This is a genomic window from Rhodococcus pseudokoreensis (assembly GCF_017068395.1).
Classification (GTDB): Bacteria; Actinomycetota; Actinomycetes; order Mycobacteriales; family Mycobacteriaceae; genus Rhodococcus_F; species Rhodococcus_F pseudokoreensis.
The window spans coordinates 4,588,590-4,611,923 of record NZ_CP070619.1; the positions used below are offsets into that span (position 1 = coordinate 4,588,590).

Below are 23,334 nucleotides of genomic sequence, written 5' to 3' on the forward strand. Positions count from 1 at the left end.
TGTGTTGTGCGGTGAGTCAGTGCTGTGCGGGTGCGGGGTGGGGCGTGGGCTGTCGGTGCAGCGCGACCATCCCGTCGGGAAGATCGCCGGAGACCGTGCCGAACCGTTCCATGACGGCGGGGTCGTGGCCCGGCACCACATGATCGGGTCCGTCGGCGAGTTGCAGGACGGTGTCGAAGGCGTCGAGCATCGCGGGTACGTCGACGATCGCCGGGAACGGGTTCCGTAGTTCGAGGTTTGCGTAGTAGTGGAGCGCGTCGGAGGCGAGCACGACCCACCCGCGTTCGGTGCGCACCCGAACCACCTGCAGGCCGGGGGTGTGTCCGCCGACCGGGTGCAGTTCGACTCCGTCGGTCACTACGTGGCGACCGTCGATCTGGCGGACTCGGCCGTCGAAGGTTCGGCGCACGATGTCGCACACGTCGTCCACGTCGAAGAAGTGAGATAATTGCCGGTGCCGCATGCTGTTGCCGGTCGCGTACGCGACCTCGGCACCCTGGATCCAGATGTCAGCGCCGGGGAAGTCTCCGAGATTGCCGGCATGGTCGTAGTGCAGGTGCGTGACGACGATGTCGGTGACCTCGTCGGGCGCGATTCCCAACTCGCGCAGAGCGTCCGCCGGGCGACGCTCCAGCGCTCGACCGCGACGCTCTCCGGCTTCAGGGCTGAAGCCGGTGTCCACCAGGATGATCCGATCCTCGTTGCGGACGACCCAGATGTCGAAGTCGAGCCGCATCGCGCCCGCGAGGTGCGGGTCGCCGAGGAAGTTGTCCCGGGCGACCCGGTCGACATGCCCGAGCCGGATCGCGACGACGTCGAAGGTCGCGCTCATTTCCGCGTGCCCCCTTCGATGAGCTTGACCATGACGGGGTAGTACTCGTCGCGGTAGCCGGCGTCGCGGGTGGCCTCCAACAGTTTCATGGTCTGATCCGCAGAGGCGGTGGGGACGCCCTCGTCGCGGGCGAGCTGGAGCGCCAGGTTCAGATCCTTGATGGCGTACACGGTCGGGAACGTCTTGACCGGGAAGCTGTCGACGGCGAGGGTACTCAGCGCCGACTTGCGCAGGACGAAGCTGTCCGCAGATCCGAGGGTGAGCGTCTCGAACAGCAACTTCGGGTCCACCCCTGCCGCGGTACCGATGGCACGGGCCTCCGCGAGCGCGTTGACGGTCTGGAAGACCACCATGTTGTTGAGGATCTTGATGACCTGCCCGCTGCCGAGTGCGCCGGCATGGACGATGTCGGATCCCATGCAGGACAACAGCGGTTGCAGGTCGGTGAACCGTTCCGGCGTGGCGCCGACGGTGATCAGCAGGGTGCCGTCCTTGGCGGCCTGCCGCAACCGGGCCACCGGCGCGTCGACCAATTCGACGCCGTCCTTGTCTACCAGCGCCCCGAGCGCACGCGTCCGGGTCACATCGCTCGTGCTCATGTCGACGATGATCTTCGGTGGGTTGGTTGCGGACAGGAGTTCCGCTGCGACGGCTTCCACCTGGACGATGCTGGGGAGCGAGAGGAAGACGATGTCGGCCTGCTCGGCGACGTCGACCACGCTCGCGCCCCGCTTCGCGCCGGCGTCGACCACTCGGTCCAGCGACTCGGTGCTCAGATCGAAGGCGATCATCTCGTGGCCCGATCGGGTCACCAAGTTGATACTCATCGGGCCTCCCATGACGCCGAGTCCGACGAATCCGAGAGTGCGCTTGCTGCTCATGTTGGTTTCCTTCCCTACGATCTTTTCGTCGCGTCTCGCCGCTCAGTCGAGCGCGACGATCACGCTCTTGACCTGTGTGTAGCCGAGCAGTGCCTCGGTGCCCTTTTCCCGGCCGATGCCGCTGGCTTTGTATCCGCCGAACGGGATCTCGACGCCCGCCCCGGCATAGCGGTTGATCTGCACCTGGCCGGCCTGCAGTTCCCGGGCCACTCGATGTGCCCGGCCGATGTCGGAAGTGAAGACACCCGCCGACAGGCCGTACGGTGTGTCGTTCGCCTGCGCGATCGCCTCGCCGAGATCGTCGAATGCGATGACGGACTGCACCGGGCCGAACACTTCCTGCTGGGCGATCGCCATGTCGTTCGTCACGGACGCGACGAGGGTCGGCATCACGAAGAATCCCGTGTCCCGGCCGGTGGGACGGTGGCCGCCGACGATGATCTCCGCACCGTCCGCTCGGGCCTGTTCCACGATCCCGAGGACCCGGTCGCGTTGAGCAGCCGACACGAGCGGTCCGAGATCGGGATCGTCGGCACCGGGGCCGACGGACAACCCTTGCATCTCGGCGGCGACCCGTTCGACGAATTCGTCGTGGACCGCACGATGGACGAACAACCGCGTGGTAGCGAAACAGGACTGGCCCGAGTTCCGAATCACGGCAAGGGCTCCCGCCTTCGCAGCACGCCCGAGGTCGGCGTCGGCACAGACGATTGTGGGCGATTTTCCACCGAGCTCGAGGTGAGCGCCGACGATTCGCTCCGCAGCCACACGTCCCACGCTCTGGCCCGCTGCCACCGATCCGGTGAACGCGATGTGCCGGACCAGTTCGTGCCCGACCAGGGGGCTACCGACAGCAGGTCCGTCGCCGAGGACGATGTTGCACACCCCGGCCGGAAGACCGGCCTCGACCATGAGGATCGCGACGAGACCGGTCGTGAGTGGTGTCAGCTCGGACGGCTTGACGACCACCGTGTTTCCGGCGGCGAGACACGGTGCGACGCCGCGCATCATCTGGCTGAGCGGGGCATTCCAGGGGGTGATGTGCGCGACGACACCGTATGACTCGCGGACGGTGTAGGCGAAGGTGTCTGCCGCCTGCGGGATGGTCTCGCCGCCGAATTTGTCACACGCACCGGCGTAGTACTCGAGATAGCGCGCGGTGACGGCGATGTCGCCGCGCGCCTGGGAGATGGGCTTCCCGGTGTCGGCGGACTCCAGGGTGGCCAGCATGTCTGCGTGAGCGCGGACGGTGTCGGCGAGCCGAGCGAGCACGCGTCCGCGTTCGACCGGTGCGGTCGCGGCCCAGCCTCGCCACGCGTCGTGGGCGTTGCGGACGGCCTCGTCGACCTGCTGCGCCGTGGTCTGCGCGAACCGTGCGATGACCTGTTCGGTGGCCGGGTCGTGGACGTCGTGGATTGTCGCGTCGGTTGCTGCCGCCGTCCACTTCCCGCCGATGACGGCGGTCAGGACGTCGGGCAACACCGTGGCCTCAGGCGAGCTCATGGGATGCATTCGGGGTGAAGTTCGGGGCGCGGCGCTCGCGATGGGAGGCAACGCCTTCGGCGACGTCGGGGCCGTTGAAGGCGAGGAACTCGAGGCCGAGGGATGCGTCGAAGATCGGCCCGGCCTGGCGGTACCAGCCGTTGATCGCCTGTTTGGTCCATCGGATGGCATCCTGTGCGCCGTCCGCGAGGTCTTTGGCGATGGTCGTGGCGGTGTCGAGCAGCTGCTCCTTGTCGACGGTGAGGGAGACCAGTCCCGCCCGCTCGGCGTCCTGCCCGGAGACCTCGCGGCAGGTCATCAGGAGGTATTTCGATTTCGCGATGCCGCAGAGGAGCGGCCAGACGGCGGCGGCATGGTCTCCGGCGGCGACACCGAGTCGGGTGTGGCCGTCGATGATGCGTGCGTCTGTGGCGGCGACCGAGATGTCGGCCATCAGTGCGATGACGAGCCCGGCCCCGACGGCGGGTCCGTGGATGGCCGAGACGATGGGCTTCGAGCAACCGATGATGTTGTAGTACAGGTCTCGGGCCTCCTGCATGACGCGCATGTTGATCCTGTGGTCGGCGATCTGCGCCTCGACCATGTCGAAGCTGCCGCCTGCGGAGAACGCCTTGCCCACACCGTGCACGAGGACCACCCGGACCTGCGGGTCGCGGTCGATGACCTGCCAGATGAGGGCGAGTTCGCGGTGCTGGTCTTCGGTCACGGCGTTGAGGTTGGGCCCGTCGAAGACGAGCTCGAGCACGCCGGGGTGGTTGTTCTCGAACTTCAGGCTGGAGAACTGCTCATAAGTGGACAACATGGGGCGTTCCTTCGTGGCGGTGGGTCAGGAGGGCAGGCCCGCCGGAGCGGACCAGGTTGCGAGGACGTCGTCGACGGTTGCTCCCTCACGGGCGGACAGGCCCGGCCGGCGGGCCGGTGTTCGGTGCAGACGCGGTGAGGGCGCGGGATGGCAGATCCCGTGGACGTCGACGTACACCCCGCGTTCGGCGTTGTGTGCGTCGCGGGCCGCCTCGGGGAAGTTCAGCACCGCCGTCACGCAGGCATCGGTGCCGTCGAAGATCTCGGTCCACTCGGCCATCGAGCGGGTCGCGACCCGTTCCTCGATCAATGCCCGCAGCGTCGGCCAGTTCGCCTCGTCGTCCCGGTCGGGCCACGCCGTGGTGTCCTCTCCGAGCCCGGCGAGGAACGCGAGGTAGAAATCCGCTTCGAGGGCGCCGACGGCGACGTACCGCCCGTCGGCGCAGCGGTAGGTGTCGTAGAACGGTGCCCCGTTGTCGATGTGATTGGTTCCGGGCTCGTCGGAGAACAGGCCTGCCGCACGCAGGCCCTGCATGCGTGCGGTGAGCAGTGCGGCTCCGTCCACCATCGAGACGTCGACGACTTGCCCCTCGCCCGACCGAGCGGACTCGAACAGGGCGCAGACGATTCCGTAGGCGCCGAGTGCGCCGCCGCCGGCGTAGTCGCCGAGGTAGTTCACCGCCGGCCGGGGGCGTTCACCGGGATGTCCGAGGGTGTGCAGGACACCGGACTGGGCGACGTAGTTGATGTCGTGTCCGACAGCCTTCGCCAGGCGGCCGGTCTGGCCGTAGCCGGTGATCCGTGCGAACACAATCGCCGGATTGCGGTCGAGGACGACGTCCGGGCCGAGACCGAGCCGCTCGGCGACGCCGGGACGGTAGCCCTCCATGAAGATGTTCGCCGAGTCGATGAGGCGGAGCACGGATTCGATCCCGGCGGGACTCTTGAGATCGGCTTCGACGGAGGTGGTCCCCCGGTTGACCACGTCCCGGTCCGGGGACAGTCCCTTGGTCTGTCCGATCTCGCGCGCGGAGCGGTGCTGTGGGCGCGCGACGCGGACGACGTCGGCGCCCATGTCGGAGAGCAGCATCGAGATGAACGGGGTGGGCCCGAGTCCCTCCAGAACGACAACTCGTGTTCCGGAGAGGGCACCGCGCCGCGCGGACATCAGTACGACCTCGGCATTTTGAGGACGTTGTGCGAGACGAAGTTGAGCACCATCTCCTGCGAGAACGGCGCGTTCAGCTGGAGGCGGCATTCCCGCCACAGCCGCTCGACGTGGTATTCCTTCGAGTACGCGTAGCCGCCCAGGGTCGACATCGCGCGATTGCAGGCTTCGAACCCGGCTTCGGCACCGAGGAATTTCGCTGCGGCGGCTTCCTTGCCGCATCGCTGTTGCGTGTCGAACAGGGTTGCCGCATGCATGGCCATCCGCTCAGCTGCCTCGAGGCGGATCCACGAGTCTGCCAGTGGATGCGCTACCGCCTGATTCTTGCCGATGGGCCGATCGAACACGACGCGGTCCTTGGCGTACTGAACCGCGATGTCCATTGCGGCGCGACCGATTCCGATTTGTTCCATGGCGACAACGATGCGCTCGGGGTTGAGTCCGTCGATGAGGTACTGGAATCCCTTGCCGACTTCGCCGACGACCTCGTCGTCCCGGACCGGCAGGTCGTCGATGAACAGCTCGTTCGAGTCCAGCGCCGAGCGGCCGCACTTCTCGATCTCCCGGATGGTGACGTGGTCCCGGTTGAGATCGGTGAAGAAGATCGTCATGCCGTCGAGCGGGTTGGCGTCATCGCGCGGTGAGGTGCGGGCGAGCAGCAGGATCTTGTCCGCGTTCTGCGCGTTGCTGATCCAGACCTTCTGACCGTTGACAACCCAGCCCCCGTCGACCTTCTTGGCCATGGTGCGGATGCGGGAGGTGTCGACGCCGGCGGTGGGTTCGGTGACGCCGAAGCACATGAGGATTTCGCCGCTGGCGATCTTCGGTAGCCACTGCTTCTTCATTTCCTCGGAGCCGAAGTTGATGATCGGCGCCGGGGGGAAGATCGAGAAGTGGATCGCCGACGCACCACTGTTCGCGGCACCGGAGGCGGAGATCTCGTAGAGCATCACGGCCGCCTCGGTCATCCCGAGCCCGAGTCCGCCGTATTCCTCGGGGATGATCAGGCCCAGCCAGCCACCGTCGGCGAACGCCTTGACGAACTCGCGAGGGTATTCGGCCTTCTTGTCCTTCTGCCGCCAGTATTCGAGATCGAAGCTGCGGGCCAGATCGCGTGTCGCCTTTCTGACGACGTCGACGGTGGTTTCCTCGGTGACGATGGTCATGGTGTTTCTCCTAATTCTGCAAAGAGGGAATGGCGGCGAGACTGTCCACGGAGTCGAGTGCGGCGAGATCGCCCGTCGGTTCTCCGAGATGCTGTGCGCGGATGACGCGGCGCATTATCTTGCCGTTCTTGGTCTTCGGCAGAGCCGACACAAGGTGGACGTCGGGGGCGAATGACCGCCCGACGTTGTGGACCGCCGTGGCGACGAGGTCGTCCTCGTCGGTCCCGGCGTCCCGCACGACGACAAAGGCAACGACCTTCTGGCCGCGGTGTTCGTCGGGCACCCCGATCACGGCGACCTCGACGATGCGAGGATCCTTGAGCAGGGCGGCCTCGAGCTCCGCGGGCCCGATTCGCCGCCCGGACACCTTCATCGTGTCGTCCGAACGGCCGTGGATCTTCCAGCTCCCGGACGGCGACACGCTTGCCAGGTCACCGTGAACCCAGACGTCGGGCCAGGTGTCCCAATAGGTTTTCAGATAGCGGTCGGTATCCCTCCAGAACGAGTGGGTCATTCCGGGCCAGGTGTTCATCACGGCCAGTTCCCCGATTTCGTCGAAGACCGGCGCACCGGCCGCGTCGAGGACGGCGGCGTCCATACCCAGCATGGGGCCGTTGAACGACGCTGCGTCCGCGGCGAGGAACGGGTAGCAGACGATGATTCCGCCGGGGACCTCGGTTCCGCCGCTGTAGTTGATCACGGGGCGGGTGCCTTTGCCGACGTGGTCGAACAACCACCGCCAGGTGGGCTCGTCCCATGCCTCACCGGTGGAGGCGAAGGAAACGAGCGTCGACAGGTCCTGCCCGATTTCCTCGTTCTGTGTGGCAGCCATGATCGCCCGTGCCGCGGTCGGAGCGATGCCCTGCAGGGTGACACCGTTGCGTTCGACGATTTCCCACAGCCGGTCCCGGCTCGGGTACGTCGGGACGCCTTCGGTCAGAACCAGGGTGGCGCCGTGCTGGAGAACTCCGATGAGGAGTACGCCGTACAGCATCCAGCCGATGTCGGCGATCCAGGCGACGACATCGCCCCGGTGGACGTCGAATCCGTAGGCCGCGTCGACACCGCACTTGGCGGCCAATCCGCCGTGTGAGTGGACGATGCCCTTCGGTGCGCCGGTGGTACCGGAGGTGTAGGCGATGACGACCGGGTCGTTGGGGTCGGTGTCCACGGTCGGGGTCGGCGCGGGGTCGGCCGGGAGTTCGTCCCAGTAGAGGTCGCGGCCGGCAGTCATCGGAGCCCCGTCGCCGAGATTGCGAACGACGATGACCTTCCGGATCGACGTCGTCTCCGCGAGGGCCTCGTCCGCGGTCTCCTTGAGGGGTACCCTTTTGCCGCGGCGGGTCGTCGCGTCCGCCGTCACGAGCACTACCGCCTCGGAGCTGCGGATGCGTGAGGCTACGGCCTCGGCGCCGTAGCCGGAGAACGCCGGGACCACGACCGCGCCGATCATGGCGGCAGCGAGGAAGGCCACCGCGGTCTCGGTGGCCACCGGGGTGAACAGCACGATCCGGTCGCCCTTGCCGACGCCGAGGTCGCGCAGGTTCGCCGCGAACCGGCGCACTTCACGGTCGAGTTCGGCGAAGGTGAGCGCCCGTCGAGTGCCGTTGTCGGCCTCGTAGACGATGGCGTCACGGTCGGCGAGGTCGCCCGCCGCGTGGCGGTGTGAACACAGGTGCGCCAGATTGATCCCGCCTCCGACGAACCACTTCGGAAGCGGTTTGCCGGCGGAGTCGTCGAGCACCGCGGTGAACGGGCGGCCGAACTCGATGCCGAGGTCGTCGATCACCGCCCGCCAGAACCACTCGGGATCGTCGATCGATGCGGTATGTAGTTCCTCCACCGACTCGTATCCCCACCGCTTCATCGCTGCGAGCAGCCGGTTCCGGGAGATGATCTCCTCGGTTGGCATCCAGGCGGGTGAGGAGGAGGTTCCGAAGACGCATTGCCCCTTCATGTGCACGTCCTTCTTGTGTGATCGGATGGGGATCAGGCGGGGCGCTTGAGCATGAGCCCGTTGCGGCGGGCGTTGCACACGATCTCGTCACGTTGGTTGAGTCCGAGGTGACGGAAGAAGACGATTCCGGCGTCGTTGCGGCTCTTGGACTCTCGCTTGCCGATGATCTCGGTGCGGACGTGGATGGTGTCGCCGTGGAACACGGGCTTGGGGAACGTGATCTCCTCGAACCCGAGATTCGCGACCGTCGTGCCGAGGGTGGTCTCGGGCACGGGGACACCGCAGACCAGCCCGAGGATGTAGAGGCTGTTGACCAGCCGCTGACCGAATTCGGTGTTCTTGCTGTACTCCGCATCCAGGTGCAGGGGCGCGAGGTTCAGTGTCAGCGAGCTGAACAGTACGTTGTCGTACTCGGAGACCGTCCGCCTCGTCGGGTGGTCGATCACGAGACCGGATTCGAACTCCTCGAAATACAAACCGGGCATATCGGCGCCCTGCCTTTCACTTTGTTTCGCGTGACGAACGTCTGGCAGTTCCGCCAGGAATAGGAAGTGACCTCACGTCCGCGATGAGCGGGATCGGAGTCGAGTGACATGAGGCGTTCGCCCCATCCGAGAGTTAATCTACTGTCGATTAACGTACGAGTCAACAGCGCCTTCTGTGCTAATTTTCAATCGATGACAGACACGAGACGCGGAACCGAGTCGAACTCGCCCGCCGGAACCAAAGCCGCGCGAACCCGGCAGCGCATCATGGATGCGACCGCTCGGGTGGTCGGAGAACGCGGCTACGCCGGCACCCGACTCTTCCAGGTCGCCTCGGAGGCGGGTCTTCAAACGGCGGCGATCTACTACCATTTCGCCTCCCTGGAAGAGCTCATCGAATCGGTCATCCGGGAAGGAACTACGCAGGTCAACACCCATGTTCGCCACGCACTGGCCGAATTGCCGCCGGACACGGACCCGCTGGACCGAATCGCGGTCGCAGTCGAGGCGCATCTGCGCGTGACGCTCGGCATGTCGGACTACACCATCGCCGCGGTCCGTAACTCCCGCCAACTTCCCGACTCCATGCGCGCCGCGATCAGCGTCGACGAGGAGGAATACGGCACCGTCTGGCGTGACCTGATGAACGCCGCACACACGGCCGGCCGGATCAGGTCTGACGCCGACCCCTACCTCACGCGCATGCTGATCATGGGCGCTTTGAACTGGGCCGTGGAATGGTGGCGCGAAGACAGGGTCCCGGTGGAGATCGTGATCGCGACCGCGCAGACCATCGTTCGCCGCGGACTGGAGAACCGCTCCGCGCAGGCGACGTTCCCGCTGTTCATCGAGCCCCGCGCCTAGCGGATCGAGCCCCGCACCTGCGCGAATCGGGGCGCGTCGGGCCTATCCGTCCTGGGTGGACGGTGCCCCAGGGCAACGACCGACGGATCGACTCAGGTTCCGGCTATTGTCATCTACATCACGTTAATCTACGATCGATTCACGCACCGGGACGGCGATTGAACCGGCGGCCCGATCCACGTCGGCAACCGCATGTCGCTCCAATTTCCTTGTCGTGAACTCTGATTCCAGTGATCCGTCGATCCCGGTCCGTCGAAGTCGATCGAACTCGAAAGACCATCATCTCGAAGGAGAAGTCTTCCATGACCACAATTCGACCGTATCGGTCCATGCTCTTCGTGCCGGGCCACAAGGGCGCATGGGCCGACAAGGCCGTTGCGTCGGGCACTGACGCGATCATTCTCGACCTGGAGGACTCCGTCCCCGCCTCCGACAAGCTGACCGCACGCGACGTCGTCGCCGGGACCATCGGCCGTCTCCACGACCAGGGACTACGCGCGGATGTGTGGGTTCGGCCCAACAGCCGCGATACGGGCCTGATGGGCGGTGATCTCGACGCCGTCGTCGTACCCGGCGTCGCGGGGCTGCTGCTTCCGAAGACCTTCAACGCCGAGGACATCGTCCGGATCGACGCTGTCGTATCCCATCTCGAAGAAACCCGTGGTCTTCCCGCTGGAAAGATCGGTTTCCTGCTGAGCCTCGAAACCGCCTCGTCGATGGCGAACTGCGAGGCGATGGCCGCGGCCACTCCGCGGGTTGCTGCACTCCTCGGCGCCACCGGACCCAACGCCGATGTCGGACGTGAGCTTGGATTCGAATTTACCCCGGAGGGCCTCGAAACCCTGTATCTGCGCAGCCGCATCGTGCTCGCGTCCCGGGCGAACGGGCTCCACCACCCGATCGGCGGCGTGTGGCAGGACATCGCAGATCTGGACGGATTCCGCACCTTCTGTGAGGACAACCGCCGCCTCGGGTACCGGGGCATGACCCTCATCCACCCGTCCCACGTCGAGATCGCCAACGAGGTCTTCACCCCCTCCCCCGAAAAGGTCGACTTCTACCGACGCATGGTCCAGGCCTTCCACGACGCCGAAGCTCAGGGACACGGTGCAGTCGACTTCGAGGGCCAGCACATCGACCTCGCTCACGCCAAGACCGCGGAGGGCGTCATCGCCCTCGCCGACGCCCTCGCCCTCGTCTGAACCATCCCGACTGAATCCGCTCTCCCCCAACAAAGTTCTCCCCTCCCCGGCCCTCCGGAAGGATTGCCATGCCCTCCGCCCATGTGTCCTCGCCACCGAGACAAGTCACCGAATCCGCGGCGCGCCGCCGCGCCATCTACGCCGGCGCCATTGGCAACTTCATCGAGTGGTACGACTTCGGCCTCTACGGCTTCTTCGCTGTCACCATCTCGGCGCTGTTCTTCCCGTCGTCCGACCCGAGCGCCGCGCTCCTGTCCACCTTCGCGGTGTTCGCGCTGGGATTCTTCGTCCGCCCCTTCGGGGCCTTCGTGTTCGGGTGGATCGGTGACCGCATCGGTCGTCGGGCCGCCCTCCTGACCGCCGTGATCCTCATGAGCCTGTCGACCGTCCTGCTCGGCGTGCTGCCGACGCACGCGGGCCTCGGCGTGTGGGCCACCGTCCTGCTCGTCGTCCTGCGGGTGTTCCAGGGGTTGTCGGCCGGTGGCGAGTATGCCGGCGCGACGATCTACGTGGTCGAGCATGCACCCCGGGGATGGCGCGGGCGATACGGTTCGCTCTCGCCCGCCGCGGTCGGCATCGGAACCGCAACCGCCGCGGTCGTCTCCCTCATCGTGACCTCGTCGGTGTCCGAGGCCGACCTCGCCTCGTGGGGCTGGCGGATCCCGTTCCTGCTCGCCGGACCGATGGGCATCATCGCCATCTTCCTGCGGATGCGTATCGAGGAGACACCGGAATTCAAGGCGGTGCGCGAATCCGGCCAGGTCGAGTCGGCGCCGCTCGCCGAGGGCATCCGGGTAGCGAAGAAGTCGATGGCCACCGTCTTCGGATGGAACATGCTCAACGGTGTCGCCTTCTACATGCTCACCGGCTTCACGGTGGCCTACATGATGAAGGTGGCCGCGCTCAGCTACACCGCGTCGCTCAGCGCCCTGGCCATCGCACTGCTTTTCTACACCGCCGTGTCCCCCGTCTACGGGCTGTGCGTGGACAAGATCGGCCGCCGCCAGGTCGCCGTGTTCGCGGCACTGGGTATGGCAATGTTCGCGCCGCTGGCGTTCTACCTGCTCCACAAACAGACGTTCGCCGCATCGTTAGTCGCCTTGATGGGGATCGGGTTCTTCGCCGCCGGTGTGACCTCCATCGTGGCCGTCTCCATGGTCGACCTCTTCCCCGCCCGCATCCGATTCTCCGCCGGCGCAGTGCCCTATCAGATCTCCATCGCCGTCTTCGGTGGCACCGCGCCCTATGTGGCCACCTGGCTGGGGGGCACCGATATCGAGCTGGCGCCCGGGTACTACCTGTCCCTCATCTCCGCCATCGCGGCAATCGTCGCGTGGTTCGGGTTCAAGGGCGTCAACGAGAATTCCAACGCCGAGTTCGTCGCCCCCGCGGCCGAACGCATCGAGAAATAGTCTCGACATCCCGCGTGCCGACCAGCACTGGCTCACCGCCTCTGCTGGTCGGCACGATATCGGAGACTCCCGTCCTCGCCCTCGGCGACGTCAATTCCGAACGATCACGATGTGCGACGAAGAAAGGCCCTCATCATGTCCACGGTCACCACCAGCCTTCGCGGAACGATCGCGGTACTTCTCCTGAACAACCCCCCGGTGAACATGGGCAATGCGACTCTGCGGGCCGACCTCGCCCGGTCCCTGCAGAACCTCGCGACGGATCGGCAGGTGGAAGGTGTGGTGATCGCCTCGGCGCTGACGCACTTCTACGCCGGCTCGGACCTTTCCGAGTTCGCCGGAGAGCTTCGGGAACCGCAACTGCCCTCGGTCATCGCGGCCGTCGAACAGCTGGACGTGCCCGTGGTCGCCGCCCTCACCGGGCTCGCCCTGGGCGGCGGACTCGAATTCGCTCTCGGCTGCGACCGACGGATCGGAGACCCCACGGTCCAGGTCGGATTCCCCGAAGTGACCCTCGGGATGGTGCCGGGTGCCGGCGGAACGGTCCGGACGCCCCGCCTCACCGGTGTCCCCATCGCCATCGATCTGGTGGCGTCAGCGCGGCGAATCAATGCCGACGAGGCACTCCGCGTCGGCATTCTCGACGACATCGTTCCGGCCGACGAACTCGTCGATCGCGCGGTCGAGCTCGCGAGGTCGATCAGCGGCAAGTCCCGACTGATCGACCGGCAGGTGCCACCCGCTACCGCCGAAGACATCGAAGCGGTGGTCGCGCGGGTGAGCCGGCGGGCTCGCCCCAACGTCCTCGAGGCGATCGACCTGGTTTGCCGCGCGGGTGATGGCGAGGTCGATGAGGTCCTCGATGCGGAACGGAAGGTGTTCAACCGGCTCAGGCTGTCCGGCGAGGCGAGCAACCTGCGCTATTTGTTCTTCGCACGCCGGGCGGCAGCGAAAGCGCTTCGCTCACCCGCAAACCCACTGCCGGTCCGCACGGTGGGCATCGCCGGCGCGGGAACCATGGGCGCATCCCTCGCCCGAGCCTTCATCGATCACGGGTTCGCGGTCGTCGTCTACGACCGGGACCCTGCCGCGGTGGAACGGCTCGACTCACAGGTCAGCGGGATCCGTACCGCCGCAGACATCACCGGTCTGTCCGACTCCGATCTCGTCATCGACGCCGTGTTCGAGGACATGGGAGTCAAGACCGACCTGCTCGAAAACCTGGAGCCCAAACTTCGGGACGACGCGATCATCGCGAGCAACACCTCCTATCTCGATCTCTGTGAGATGTCGCGTGCGCTCGAGTATCGCAATCGATTCGCCGGGCTGCATTTCTTCAATCCGCCACATCGCAATCCCCTCGTCGAGGTGATCCGCACTCCGGCAACCGACGACGCAACCGCCGCCACCCTGTCCCGGATCGCCTCCACCCTGGGCAAGGTCGCAATTCCCGCCGGACTCGGTGACGGGTTCGTTGCCAATCGCGTCTACGCCGACTACCGCACGCAGGTCGAGTTCCTGGTCGAACAAGGCGCCTCACCGTCGGACGTCGACCGTGCGATGCGCGGACTCGGCATGCCGATCGGCCCCTTCGCTGTCGCCGACATGTCCGGACTCGACATCGCCTGGGCGCGCCGAAAACGGCTGGCAGCCACGCGTGATCCACGGCAACGTTATGTCGCGATCGCCGACCGACTGTGCGAAACCGGCCGACTCGGGCAGAAGACCGGAGCCGGGTGGTTCACCTATCCCGACGGTTCGCGACGCGGAGAACCCGATCCCGATGTCGACAGAATCATCGCGGCCGAACGTGCGATAAAAGGAGTCGAGCCCCGCCACATCGACGATTCGGAGATCCGAGACAGGGTCCTCGCCTCGATGCTGTGCGGCGCCGCGGTCCTCGTGGACTGCGCAACCGCCGAGCGCGCATCCGACATCGATGTGGCCATGACCGAAGGGTTCGCATTCCCCAAAGCGCTAGGTGGTCCGGTCCGAGCGATGTCCGCGCGGCCCGACAGCGAGATCGTCGAGGCTCTTGCCGCTGTTCACGCGTCGTGCCCGGTCACCTTCTCGGTGGCCGAACCCGCATCGCGCGGTCACCTCCCGGAAGCCGTTGCACGCTGCCTGAACGAGGTTCGCGAGCGGCGATGACCCGTACCCGCGATGACGGCGTGATGCCTCGGGTCCTCTACCGTGAACCGGTGACGAAGGACACCTCCGGCAAGGGACGGCGTGGCGACGCCCCCGCGCGCAGCGGCAAGCACACCCGTCAGCTGATACTCGATGCCGCCGCAGAGGTCATGTTCCGGGATGGATATGCGGGAACCAAGCTTGCAGACATCGCCGAGATCGCGGGAATCAGAGCACCCGCGATCTACCGCTACTTCCCCTCACGAGACGACCTCGTCGACGAGGTGATGACCGTCGGACATCGACGATTCATCGAACACGTGACCTTCATCATCGACGCTCTCCCGGCCACCGCGACGCCACTCGATCGGATACTCGCGGCCGTTGCGGGACATCTGGAAGTAGCCTTGACGATCTCGCACTACGCGGCGGCCTCGACCCGCAATATGAGCCAGATGCCCGAGGATATCCGGGAACGGCAACAAGAGTTGCGCCGAGATTACGGCATGATCTGGCGACGACACCTCGCCGAGGCGGCCGAAGCCGGACAACTTCAACCCGACTTGAATCTCTATGCGGCGCAAGGACTGATCATCGGAGCATTGAGCTGGGCCAACGAGTGGTGGGACCCTGAACGGCAGACCCTCCAGTCTGTGATCCGAAACGCGCAGGACCTCGTCCGCAACGGCATCGGTCGCTGATTGGCAACCATCGTTTGACGGCTGTTCGGGTCGCGACTTAAGGTCACACTTTCGCGCCATCCGGGGCGAGTGTCGGATCAGGTGAGCAGGGTGTTGCAGTGACGGCGAGGGATGTCGGCGGTTCCGCTCCCGGGTTCCGCGCAGCCGCCGGCACCGGCAACGGGACTGGTCCGGGCGTTGCGCCGCAACCGTTCGCCGACGTGCTGGCGTCCGATCTCCTCGTCTCCCCGACCCTCGTGGCCGGCGCGACCGGCACCTCCCGTGAGGTGTCGAACGTCGCCGTGATGGCGGTGCCGGACATCGGACCGTGGCTCCGGCCCGGGCAGTTGCTGATCACCACGTCCGCGGTTCTGGGTCGGCTGGTCGAGCCGATCGACGCGTTCCTCGCCCGGCTCGACAGGCGGGGCGTCGCCGGGCTCGCCGTGCGCCTCGACGACCCTGCCGCGGTGTTGCCGGCCGAGATGACCGATGCGGCCGACGAACTCGGGTTTCCCGTCGCCGTCGTCGCTGAGCCATACTCGCAGGAACATCCGCTGTCCGGGGCTCTCGCCGAGTCGTCGGCCCGGCAGGTCGACGCCGTGTTCGAGGCGGACCGGCTGCGCCGGGTGCTCGTCGACGTCGTGATGGCCGGCGGTGGGTTCGCCGAACTCGCCGTCGCCGTCGCCGCCGAACTGGGCGGGGCCGTGCTGGTCACGACACCCGACGGACGCCAGTTGTGCCGGGCCGGCGACGAGTCCGAACTCGCGCTGCTGGCGTCGAGTGCGGCGCTCGACGCCACCGGGCGGGTCCGCACCGATTCCACGGAGGGCGGACTCGGCCTGCACCGCCTCGGCGACGAGTCCATCGCGGTGTCGGCGATTTCGGCCAACGGCATCGACCACGGGCGGCTGGTGCACTTTTGCACCGGACGCGCGCTGCGTAGCGAAGACCAGTACCTCGTCGAGCAGGCGGCCGCTGTGTGCGCCCTCGTGGTGGCCCGCGAACTGGTCGTCTCCTCGGTGGAGGAGAAGCACCGCGCCAACTTCGTGCGCGACCTGCTGCTCGGCCGCGGCGGCGAACACGAGCACGTGGTCGCGCACGCCAAGACGTTCGGCTGGGACCTGGACCGTCCCGTGGTGGTCGTGGTGATCGAACCGGATCCGGTCGGCGAGGACGAACCGTCGATGCCCACCCGCCTGCCGCTCGTCGAACGGCAGGCGCGGGCCTTCACCAGCGCCGTCGCGGGCCGCGACCAGGGCGCCGCCGTCACCGCGATGGCGACGGAGACGGTGATCCTGATGGGTGTCGGCACCGACACGATGAACCTCGTCCACGAACTCGTCGCCACCGTGCGCGGCGCCGGCGGCGGTGGTCGCCGCGCGTTCGGCGTGGGCGTTTCCCGGCCGACGGACTCGGTGGACGGCATCCCCGCCCTCTACGGTCAGGCCCGGACCGCGCTGAAGGTGGGACGGCAGATCACCGGCGCCTGGGCGGTGACGCATTTCGACGACCTCGGCGTCTACCGGTTGCTGAGCCTCGTCGAGGACGACCGCGAACTCGAATCGTTCGCGAGCGAGACGCTGCGCGAACTGACGGCCGACACAGCCGAGGCGCAGGACATGCGGCGCACCCTCGAGGTGCTGCTCGCCACCAACATCAACATCGCCGAAACCGCACGTCAACTCCACTTTCACTACAACACCCTGCGGTACCGGGTGGTGAAGCTGGAGAAGATGCTCGGGTCGTTCACCGATCACCCCGAATTGCGTCTCGACCTGTCGCTCGCCCTCAAGATCATGGCGATGCGCGGCATCAATTCCTAAAGTTGCCAATTTCGCCGGGCACGTGCTGGCAGATTCTTCTCACGCCGGGTGGCTGACGCTGTAATAACGTTTCCCTCCTATCGAGGTGTAACTGTGACGTGCGGCACATCGCCAGAAGCGGGCCGTCGGCACCCCTGCACCGACACCTGTCTGAAAGGTCCCCCTATGCCTATCTGGACACTGCACGGAGATGGCAAGACCATCGCACCCGGGGAGGTCGTCACCCCCAGCGAACGGCTCAGCTGGGGCCGCACGATCGGGCTCGGCGGGCAGCACGTGGTCTCGATGTTCGGCGCCACGTTCGTCTTCCCGATCATCATGGGCCTCAATCCTCAACTGGCCGTGATGATGTCGGGTTTCTGCACGCTCTTCTTCCTGCTGGTCGTCAAGGGCCGGATTCCCAGCTACCTGGGGACGTCGGCCGCATTCGTCGGCGGCATCGCCGCGATCCGCGCCCAGGGCGGCACGTCGGCGCAGGTGACGGGCGCGATCCTGGTGTCGGGTCTCGTGCTCGCCGGGATCGGTGTGCTCATCCACTTCCTCGGAGGCGGGGTGGTGTTCAAGATCCTGCCGCCCGTGGTCACCGGCGCCGTCGTCATGCTGATCGGATTCAACCTGGCCCCGGTGGTGGCCGGAACGTACTGGCCCCAGGACCAGTGGGTCGCGCTGACGGTGATGGTCGTGCTGGTGGTGGCGAGCGTCGCGCTGCGCGGATTCCTCGGGCGGGTCGCGATCTTTCTGACACTGCTGTTCGGCTACGTGCTGTCGTGGGTGCTCGACCTGACGACCGGCATGATCACGTCGTACGACCCGGTCGCCGGCGCGGTGACCGAACACTTCCGCGTCAACTGGGACGGCGTCTCCTCCGCATCGTGGATCGGGCTTCCGCCGTTCTCCGACGAGGCGAACGGCATCGTCGGTATCCACGCGCCGTCGTTCAGTCTCACGTTCATCGTCCTCGTGCTGCCCGGTGTCATCGCGCTGATCGCGGAGAACGCCGGACACGTCAAGGCCGTCGCCGAGATCACCAAGACCGACCTCGACCCGATGATGGGACGCGCCCTGATCGGCGACGGCCTGGCCACCACCATCGCGACCAGCGTCGGCGGATCGCCCACGACGACGTACGCGGAGAACATCGGCGTCATGGCCGCGACCAAGGTGTACTCGACCGCCGCGTACGCCGCGGCCGGGGTGATCGCGATGCTGCTGGGCTTCTCCCCCAAATTCGGTGCCGTCATCTCCGCGACCCCCGGCGGGGTGCTCGGCGGAATCACGGTGGTGCTCTACGGGATCATCGGCCTGCTCGGCGCGAAGATCTGGAAGGAGAACGGCGTCGACTTCGGCAATCCGCTCAACCTGATGCCCATCGCAGCCGGCCTGATCATCGCGATCGGTGACGTGGAGCTGACGTTCAGCGACAGCTTCTCCCTGAGCGGCATCGCGCTCGGCACGATCGTGGTGATCGGGATGTACCACCTGTGCCGCGTCATCGCACCGAAGGACGCCGACAATGCCGACGACTCCGGCACCGGCCGTCACCACCCGAAGCCGACCACCGACGACGGAACGGTCCCGGATCGGGTCGGTCAACTCACGTGATCTGCCAGCGTCAGCACGTGAGTTTTGTCACTAGTTCACGAAACGCCGAGCGTACGATACGGGCAGGATCTGAGGAATGAAACCGTCGCCACTGACTTATCACCGACCTCGGTCGATCGACGAGGCCTGTCAGATTCTCGCGGACGTGGCACACGAGGGCAAGGTGCTCGCGGGCGGGCAGTCGCTGATCCCGCTGCTCTCGATGCGGCTGGCCGCGCCCGCGCACCTCGTCGACATCGGATCGATCCCCCGGCTGGACGCGGTGTCGTCCTCGCGTGACCTCGGTGTCACGTTCGACGCCCTGACCACGCACTCGGTGCTCGAAGCAGACCGCGGCGCCGCACAGGTGCAGCCGCTGATCGGCCGCGGGCTGCGCCTCGTCGCGCACCCGACCATCCGCAACCGCGGCACGACGGTCGGGTCCATCGTGCACGCCGACCCGTCCGCGGAGATGCCGGCGGTGCTCGCGCTGCTCGGTGGCTCGATCACCGTGCGCTCGGTGCGCGGCGTCCGGGAGATCCGGTCGACCGACCTGTTCGCCGGGCCGCTCGAAAGCACACTCGAGGCGGACGAGATCGCGACCAGTGTGACGGTCCCGGCCGCCGAACCCGGTGTCGGGACGGCGATCGACGAGATCGCCCGCAGGCACGGCGACTACGCGCTCGTCGGGGTCGCCGCCCAGGTGCGGGTCGAGGACGGTGCGGTGGCCGAGGCCCGGATGACGTACGTGTCGGCCGGCGAACTCGGTGAGGTCGTCGACTACACGGAGATCCTGCAGGGCGCGTCCGCGACGGACGACCGGGACCCGTTGTGGCGGAATCTGTCCGAGTTCGCGCGGGAACGAATCGACACCGAACCCGACATCCACGCCACGGCGCGGTACCGGTCGCAACTGGTGGCGGCCCTGACCGCCCGAGTGGGGTTCGCGGCCGCGCAGGATGCAGTGCTCGACGGTGCCGCCGTGCACGTGTCGGCGGGAGGAAGGTGACCATGACAAAGGCGCAGCGCAGCATCGACGAGCAACTCGCCGAACTGCAGGAAGATACCGGTGAACAGCACGTCGCGGTGACGTTCACGCTCAACGCGGTGACACAGACGGTGGTGCTGCCGTCGCGCACGCTGGCGTCCGACGCGATCCGGCATCATCTGCGGCAGACGGGGACGCACGTGGGCTGCGAGCACGGGGTGTGCGGCGCGTGCACCGTGCTGCTCGACGGCAAACCGGTGCGGTCGTGCCTGGTGCTCGCGGCGAGCCTCGAGGGCCGGGAGATCACCACGGTCGAGGGTCTCGTCGAACCCGACGGCACGCTGCATCCGGTGCAGCAGGCGTTCGTCGACTGTCACGGCCTGCAGTGCGGGTTCTGCACTCCCGGATTCGTCACGACCATCGCGGCGTTCCTCGAGGAGAACGACTCGCCCACTCGCGAGGAGGCCACCGACGCGATCGCCGGCAACCTCTGCCGGTGCACCGGCTACCAGAACATCCGGGCGGCCGTGTTGCGCGCCGCAGAGATCAAGCGGGAGCGTTCGGGCGAATTCCCGCTCGGCAAGGACGACGAGTCGGCACGCGCCTCACTCGATCCGAAGGTCCGCGGCACCACCAACCCCGTCGGGGGAAGGGCAGGGCGAGCATGAGCGTCACGAAACCCCGCACCGCGCCGGCGGGCACGAAGGACACCGGCCGGGACACCGCCGAATCCGAGAAGCTGTTCGGCAAACCGATTCCCCGCACCGAGGACGCCCGGCTGCTGTCCGGCAACGGCCGCTACCTGGACGACCTGGGCCACAACGCGCTCATCGCCGCATTTGTTCGATCGCCGCACGCGCACGCCCGGATCACCGGGATCGACATCGACGCCGCCCTGGATCTGCCCGGCGTGCACGCGATCTACACGTACGACGACCTCGTCGACGACTCGCCGGAGATGGCCGAGAACCTGCCCCTCCTCATCCCGCATCCGGCGATCACCGCGCCGCGCAACGGGTATCCGCTCGCCAAGGACGAGGTCAACCACGTCGGCGAGGCGATCGCGATGGTCGTCGCCGACAACCGGTACGTCGCCGAGGACGCGTGCGCCAAGATCGACGTCACGTACGAGATGCTCCAACCGGTCGTCGGGATCGACGTGGCCCGGCAGGCGGCCGCCGCCGTGCACGCGGACGTCCCCGACAACGTCGCGGCGCACCTGCAGCACGGATTCGGTGACGTGGACGCGGAACTTGCGAAGGCGCCGCACCGGCTCACCCTGAACCTCGAGATCGAACGGTCGGCGTCGATGCCGATGGAGGGCAAGGGCGTCTACGCCCGCTGGGACACCGACGAGCAGGCGCTCACGTTCTGGACATCGACGCAGACATCGACGTCGGCGCGGGCGGCGATCGCGGCACGACTGAACATGGCGCACAACAAGGTCCACTGCATCGCCCCGGACGTCGGCGGCGGGTTCGGGGTGAAGATCGTCCACCCGTGGCCGGAGGAGGTCATGGTCACCTGGGCCGCGCGCCGGCTCGGGACGGCCGGCATCTCCAGCGAGGTCAAATGGGTCGAGGACCGGCGTGAGCACTTCGTGTCCAGCGCGCACGAACGCGGCCAGATCCAGGAAGTGACGGTCGGATTCGACGACGACGGCACCCTCCTCGCGTTCGACTTCACCTTCTGGCACGACAACGGCGCCTACCTGCCGTACGGCATCATCGTCATGCTGAACACGTCGACGCAGGTCCTCGGGCCGTACAAGCCGAAATCGTTCCGGGTGGACGCGTATTCGCTGTACACGAACACCGTCATCGTGACGCCCTACCGCGGCGCCGGCCGCCCGCAGGCCGTGTTCGCGATGGAACGGGCGATGGACGCGATCGCGAAATATCTCGGCAAGGACGTCATCGAGGTCCGCGAGCACAACTTCATCCGGCCCGAGGAGATGCCGTACGACTTCCACCTCACGTTCCAGGACGGCCGCCCGCTGATTTACGACACCGGCAACTACCAGGCCGGGATCGACAAACTCAAGAAGCTCATCGACTGGGACGGGTTCGCCGAGTACAAGAAGCAGGCGAAGGCCGAGGGCCGGGCCGTGGGCATCGGGATCGGCGCCTACGTGGAGGGAACCGGGCCGGGCCCGTACGAGGGCGCCCACGTCCTCGTCGAAACGTCCGGGAAGGTGAAGGCCGCAACGGGTCTGACCACCCAGGGGCAGGGTCACCAGACGGCGTTCGCGCAGATCGTCGCGGACGACCTCGGCGTGCCGGTCACCGACGTCGAGATCGTCACCGGCGACACCCGCCGATTCGGTTATGCCGTCGGCACGTTCGCGTCCCGCGGCGCCGTGATGTCCGGTTCCGCGTTCCACGTGGCCGCGCAGATGGTCGCGGAGAAGGCCCGCAAGATCGCCGGGGACGCGCTGAACCTCGACCCCGCCGAACTGGAACTTCGCGGTGGGCACGTGTGCAAGATCGGCACGCTGCCCGGCGCCGAGGGCACGTCCATCTCGCTGGGTGTGGTCGCCGTGCTGTCGAACCCGCTGCGCTACGCGTTCGACGACGCGTCGCGGCAGGCCACCGGATTCGCGAAAGCCGACACGGACATGACGATTCCGCCGGTCCGGGAAGGCGAACAGCCCGGACTCGAGGCCACCGGTTACTACTCGCCGCCGACGTCGACGTTCGCGTCGGGCGTGCACGCGGCGATCGTCGAAACCGATCCGGTGACGGCGGAGATCCACGTGCGGCGGTACGCCGTCATCCACGACTGCGGCAACGTCATCAACCCGCGGATCGTCGAGGGCCAGGTCATGGGCGCGGTCGCGCAGGGGGTCGGCGGCGCGCTGTACGAGAAGATCGTCTACGACGAGCACGGCCAGATGCTGAACGCGTCGTACATGGACTTCCTGATGCCGTTCGTCACCGAGATGCCCGACTCGCTCGAGATGGACCACACCGTCACCCCGTCCGGTCTCAATCCCCTCGGCATGAAGGGTGCGGGTGAGGCGGGCGTGATTCCGACGTCCGCCGTCATCGCCGCCGCGATCGAGGACGCGGAAGGCATCCCGATCACATCCATGCCGATATCCCCTTCGGAGTTGTTCGAGCTTCGCCTCGCGCACGCGTCGTCACAGAGCAAGGAGAACGAATGAGAATCGCAGGCACCGCCCTACTGACCGCACCGCCGGAGGCCGTGTACGACAACCTGCAGGACGGAAAGGTCCTCGCGGCCACCATTCCCGGGGTGCAGTCGCTCGAGCAGGTCAGCGACAACCATTACAAGCTGTCCATCACGGCCGGCGTCGCGTCCATCAAGGGCACCTATGACGGCGAAGTGATTCTGTCGCAGCAGAATCGGCCGCAGTCGTTCGTGATGACGGCGTCCGGGGCGGGCGCACCCGGCACCGTCAAGGCCGACGTGACGGTGCGGCTCGAGGAACGCGACGGCGGCACCCTGCTCAGCTACGACGCGGACGCCGTCGTCGGCGGCATGGTCGGCGGCGTCGGGCAGCGGATGATCACCGGGGTCGCGAAGAAGATGGCCGGGGTGTTCTTCAAGGGCATCGACGGCGTCATCGCGAACGGCATCCCACCGGCCGAGGTCGCCGCGGCGGCGGGTGAGGCCCCGGCGGTCGCCGGCGTCCCGCACGCTGCCCCGGTTCCCGCGGCGGCCGCGGCCCGGCTGCGGGCACCCGAGGCGGCGTCCACGGCAACCGTTCTCGCGTCGGCAGCGCTGGGCGCCGGCATCGCCCTCGCCGGTGTTCTCGTCGGCGGCATCCTCGTGCGGGGCACCTGCTCGAAGTAACCCGCGCACACCCTCGACACGGCACCCCGAACCGCCCGGTTC

19 protein-coding genes are annotated in these 23,334 nt (G+C 67.0%); 11 read left to right on the plus strand and 8 right to left on the minus strand.

Annotation, left to right across the window (positions count from 1 at the left end):
- Window positions 1-16: 16 nt before the first annotated feature.
- The 8 genes from JWS13_RS45570 to JWS13_RS26175 are packed head-to-tail and all read right to left on the minus strand — an operon-like array spanning window position 17 to window position 8,841.
- Window positions 17-832 carry an N-acyl homoserine lactonase family protein gene (locus JWS13_RS45570; RefSeq protein ID WP_241032304.1) on the minus strand — a complete coding sequence of 272 codons (816 nt, stop codon included), beginning with the start codon at window positions 830-832 and terminating at the stop codon, window positions 17-19.
- Window positions 829-1,713 (minus strand): NAD(P)-dependent oxidoreductase, encoded by an 885-nt coding sequence (locus JWS13_RS26145; RefSeq protein WP_206008253.1) that lies wholly within the window; start codon window positions 1,711-1,713, stop codon window positions 829-831. The genes JWS13_RS45570 and JWS13_RS26145 overlap by 4 nt, the downstream gene beginning before the upstream one ends.
- 42 nt (window positions 1,714-1,755) lie before the next feature.
- Entirely contained in the window at window positions 1,756-3,216 is a 1,461-nt protein-coding gene (locus JWS13_RS26150; protein ID WP_206008254.1) for an aldehyde dehydrogenase family protein, read from the minus strand.
- Window positions 3,203-4,018, minus strand: a complete 816-nt coding sequence (locus JWS13_RS26155) for an enoyl-CoA hydratase/isomerase family protein (RefSeq protein ID WP_206008255.1) — start codon at window positions 4,016-4,018, stop codon at window positions 3,203-3,205. Before JWS13_RS26155 ends, JWS13_RS26150 begins: the two co-directional genes overlap by 14 nt.
- Before the next feature lie 24 nt (window positions 4,019-4,042).
- Complete coding sequence (locus tag JWS13_RS26160; protein ID WP_206008256.1) at window positions 4,043-5,185, minus strand: CaiB/BaiF CoA transferase family protein; 1,143 nt, start codon at window positions 5,183-5,185, stop codon at window positions 4,043-4,045.
- Window positions 5,185-6,351: an acyl-CoA dehydrogenase family protein gene (locus JWS13_RS26165; protein ID WP_087560871.1), complete on the minus strand. Its 1,167-nt coding sequence runs from the start codon at window positions 6,349-6,351 to the stop codon at window positions 5,185-5,187. Before JWS13_RS26165 ends, JWS13_RS26160 begins: the two co-directional genes overlap by 1 nt.
- A gap of 10 nt (window positions 6,352-6,361) precedes the next feature.
- A complete protein-coding gene (locus tag JWS13_RS26170; RefSeq protein ID WP_206008257.1) occupies window positions 6,362-8,308 on the minus strand; it encodes an AMP-binding protein in 1,947 nt (648 codons plus the stop codon).
- A gap of 32 nt (window positions 8,309-8,340) precedes the next feature.
- Complete coding sequence (locus tag JWS13_RS26175) at window positions 8,341-8,841, minus strand: MaoC family dehydratase (protein ID WP_338050758.1); 501 nt, start codon at window positions 8,839-8,841, stop codon at window positions 8,341-8,343.
- 144 nt (window positions 8,842-8,985) lie between these two features.
- On the opposite strand from JWS13_RS26175, the gene JWS13_RS26180 reads away from it, so the two are divergent.
- The 11 genes from JWS13_RS26180 to JWS13_RS26230 all read left to right on the plus strand — a co-directional run bounded on the left by JWS13_RS26180 (window position 8,986) and on the right by JWS13_RS26230 (window position 23,292).
- Window positions 8,986-9,657: a TetR/AcrR family transcriptional regulator gene (locus JWS13_RS26180; RefSeq protein ID WP_206008259.1), complete on the plus strand. Its 672-nt coding sequence runs from the start codon at window positions 8,986-8,988 to the stop codon at window positions 9,655-9,657.
- A 311-nt stretch (window positions 9,658-9,968) separates the two neighbouring features.
- A complete protein-coding gene (locus JWS13_RS26185) occupies window positions 9,969-10,859 on the plus strand; it encodes an HpcH/HpaI aldolase/citrate lyase family protein (RefSeq protein WP_206011728.1) in 891 nt (296 codons plus the stop codon).
- A 68-nt stretch (window positions 10,860-10,927) separates the two neighbouring features.
- Window positions 10,928-12,271, plus strand: a complete 1,344-nt coding sequence (locus JWS13_RS26190; RefSeq protein WP_206008260.1) for an MFS transporter — start codon at window positions 10,928-10,930, stop codon at window positions 12,269-12,271.
- A 135-nt stretch (window positions 12,272-12,406) separates the two neighbouring features.
- The gene (locus JWS13_RS26195; protein ID WP_206008261.1) at window positions 12,407-14,422 is read left to right on the plus strand and encodes a 3-hydroxyacyl-CoA dehydrogenase NAD-binding domain-containing protein; all 2,016 of its coding nucleotides are present in this window, start codon (window positions 12,407-12,409) and stop codon (window positions 14,420-14,422) included.
- Between the two features lie 50 nt (window positions 14,423-14,472).
- The gene (locus JWS13_RS26200) at window positions 14,473-15,102 is read left to right on the plus strand and encodes a TetR/AcrR family transcriptional regulator (protein WP_241032305.1); all 630 of its coding nucleotides are present in this window, start codon (window positions 14,473-14,475) and stop codon (window positions 15,100-15,102) included.
- Between the two features lie 98 nt (window positions 15,103-15,200).
- Window positions 15,201-16,904: a PucR family transcriptional regulator gene (locus JWS13_RS26205; RefSeq protein ID WP_206008262.1), complete on the plus strand. Its 1,704-nt coding sequence runs from the start codon at window positions 15,201-15,203 to the stop codon at window positions 16,902-16,904.
- A gap of 165 nt (window positions 16,905-17,069) precedes the next feature.
- Window positions 17,070-18,506, plus strand: a complete 1,437-nt coding sequence (locus JWS13_RS26210; protein ID WP_206008263.1) for a uracil-xanthine permease family protein — start codon at window positions 17,070-17,072, stop codon at window positions 18,504-18,506.
- 76 nt (window positions 18,507-18,582) lie between these two features.
- Window positions 18,583-19,494: an FAD binding domain-containing protein gene (locus JWS13_RS26215; protein ID WP_124389553.1), complete on the plus strand. Its 912-nt coding sequence runs from the start codon at window positions 18,583-18,585 to the stop codon at window positions 19,492-19,494.
- A 2-nt stretch (window positions 19,495-19,496) separates the two neighbouring features.
- A complete protein-coding gene (locus tag JWS13_RS26220) occupies window positions 19,497-20,141 on the plus strand; it encodes a (2Fe-2S)-binding protein (RefSeq protein WP_206008264.1) in 645 nt (214 codons plus the stop codon).
- Entirely contained in the window at window positions 20,138-22,639 is a 2,502-nt protein-coding gene (gene cutA, locus JWS13_RS26225) for an aerobic carbon-monoxide dehydrogenase large subunit (RefSeq protein ID WP_206008265.1), read from the plus strand. Before JWS13_RS26220 ends, cutA begins: the two co-directional genes overlap by 4 nt.
- Complete coding sequence (locus JWS13_RS26230) at window positions 22,636-23,292, plus strand: SRPBCC family protein (protein ID WP_206008266.1); 657 nt, start codon at window positions 22,636-22,638, stop codon at window positions 23,290-23,292. Before cutA ends, JWS13_RS26230 begins: the two co-directional genes overlap by 4 nt.
- Window positions 23,293-23,334 lie beyond the last annotated feature (42 nt).

What these genes read in the sequence shown, in the direction of transcription:
- JWS13_RS26210 (WP_206008263.1), top strand. Translation starts at nt 17,070, where the DNA reads ATGCCTATCTGGACACTGCACGGAGATGGCAAGACCATCGCACCCGGG.
- JWS13_RS26170 (WP_206008257.1), bottom strand. Translation starts at nt 8,308, where the DNA reads ATGAAGGGGCAATGCGTCTTCGGAACCTCCTCCTCACCCGCCTGGATG.
- JWS13_RS26190 (WP_206008260.1), top strand. Translation starts at nt 10,928, where the DNA reads ATGCCCTCCGCCCATGTGTCCTCGCCACCGAGACAAGTCACCGAATCC.
- cutA (WP_206008265.1), top strand. Translation starts at nt 20,138, where the DNA reads ATGAGCGTCACGAAACCCCGCACCGCGCCGGCGGGCACGAAGGACACC.
- JWS13_RS26215 (WP_124389553.1), top strand. Translation starts at nt 18,583, where the DNA reads ATGAAACCGTCGCCACTGACTTATCACCGACCTCGGTCGATCGACGAG.
- JWS13_RS26180 (WP_206008259.1), top strand. Translation starts at nt 8,986, where the DNA reads ATGACAGACACGAGACGCGGAACCGAGTCGAACTCGCCCGCCGGAACC.
- JWS13_RS26150 (WP_206008254.1), bottom strand. Translation starts at nt 3,216, where the DNA reads ATGAGCTCGCCTGAGGCCACGGTGTTGCCCGACGTCCTGACCGCCGTC.
- JWS13_RS26195 (WP_206008261.1), top strand. Translation starts at nt 12,407, where the DNA reads ATGTCCACGGTCACCACCAGCCTTCGCGGAACGATCGCGGTACTTCTC.
- JWS13_RS45570 (WP_241032304.1), bottom strand. Translation starts at nt 832, where the DNA reads ATGAGCGCGACCTTCGACGTCGTCGCGATCCGGCTCGGGCATGTCGAC.
- JWS13_RS26145 (WP_206008253.1), bottom strand. Translation starts at nt 1,713, where the DNA reads ATGAGCAGCAAGCGCACTCTCGGATTCGTCGGACTCGGCGTCATGGGA.
- JWS13_RS26165 (WP_087560871.1), bottom strand. Translation starts at nt 6,351, where the DNA reads ATGACCATCGTCACCGAGGAAACCACCGTCGACGTCGTCAGAAAGGCG.
- JWS13_RS26220 (WP_206008264.1), top strand. Translation starts at nt 19,497, where the DNA reads ATGACAAAGGCGCAGCGCAGCATCGACGAGCAACTCGCCGAACTGCAG.
- JWS13_RS26160 (WP_206008256.1), bottom strand. Translation starts at nt 5,185, where the DNA reads ATGTCCGCGCGGCGCGGTGCCCTCTCCGGAACACGAGTTGTCGTTCTG.
- JWS13_RS26155 (WP_206008255.1), bottom strand. Translation starts at nt 4,018, where the DNA reads ATGTTGTCCACTTATGAGCAGTTCTCCAGCCTGAAGTTCGAGAACAAC.
- JWS13_RS26230 (WP_206008266.1), top strand. Translation starts at nt 22,636, where the DNA reads ATGAGAATCGCAGGCACCGCCCTACTGACCGCACCGCCGGAGGCCGTG.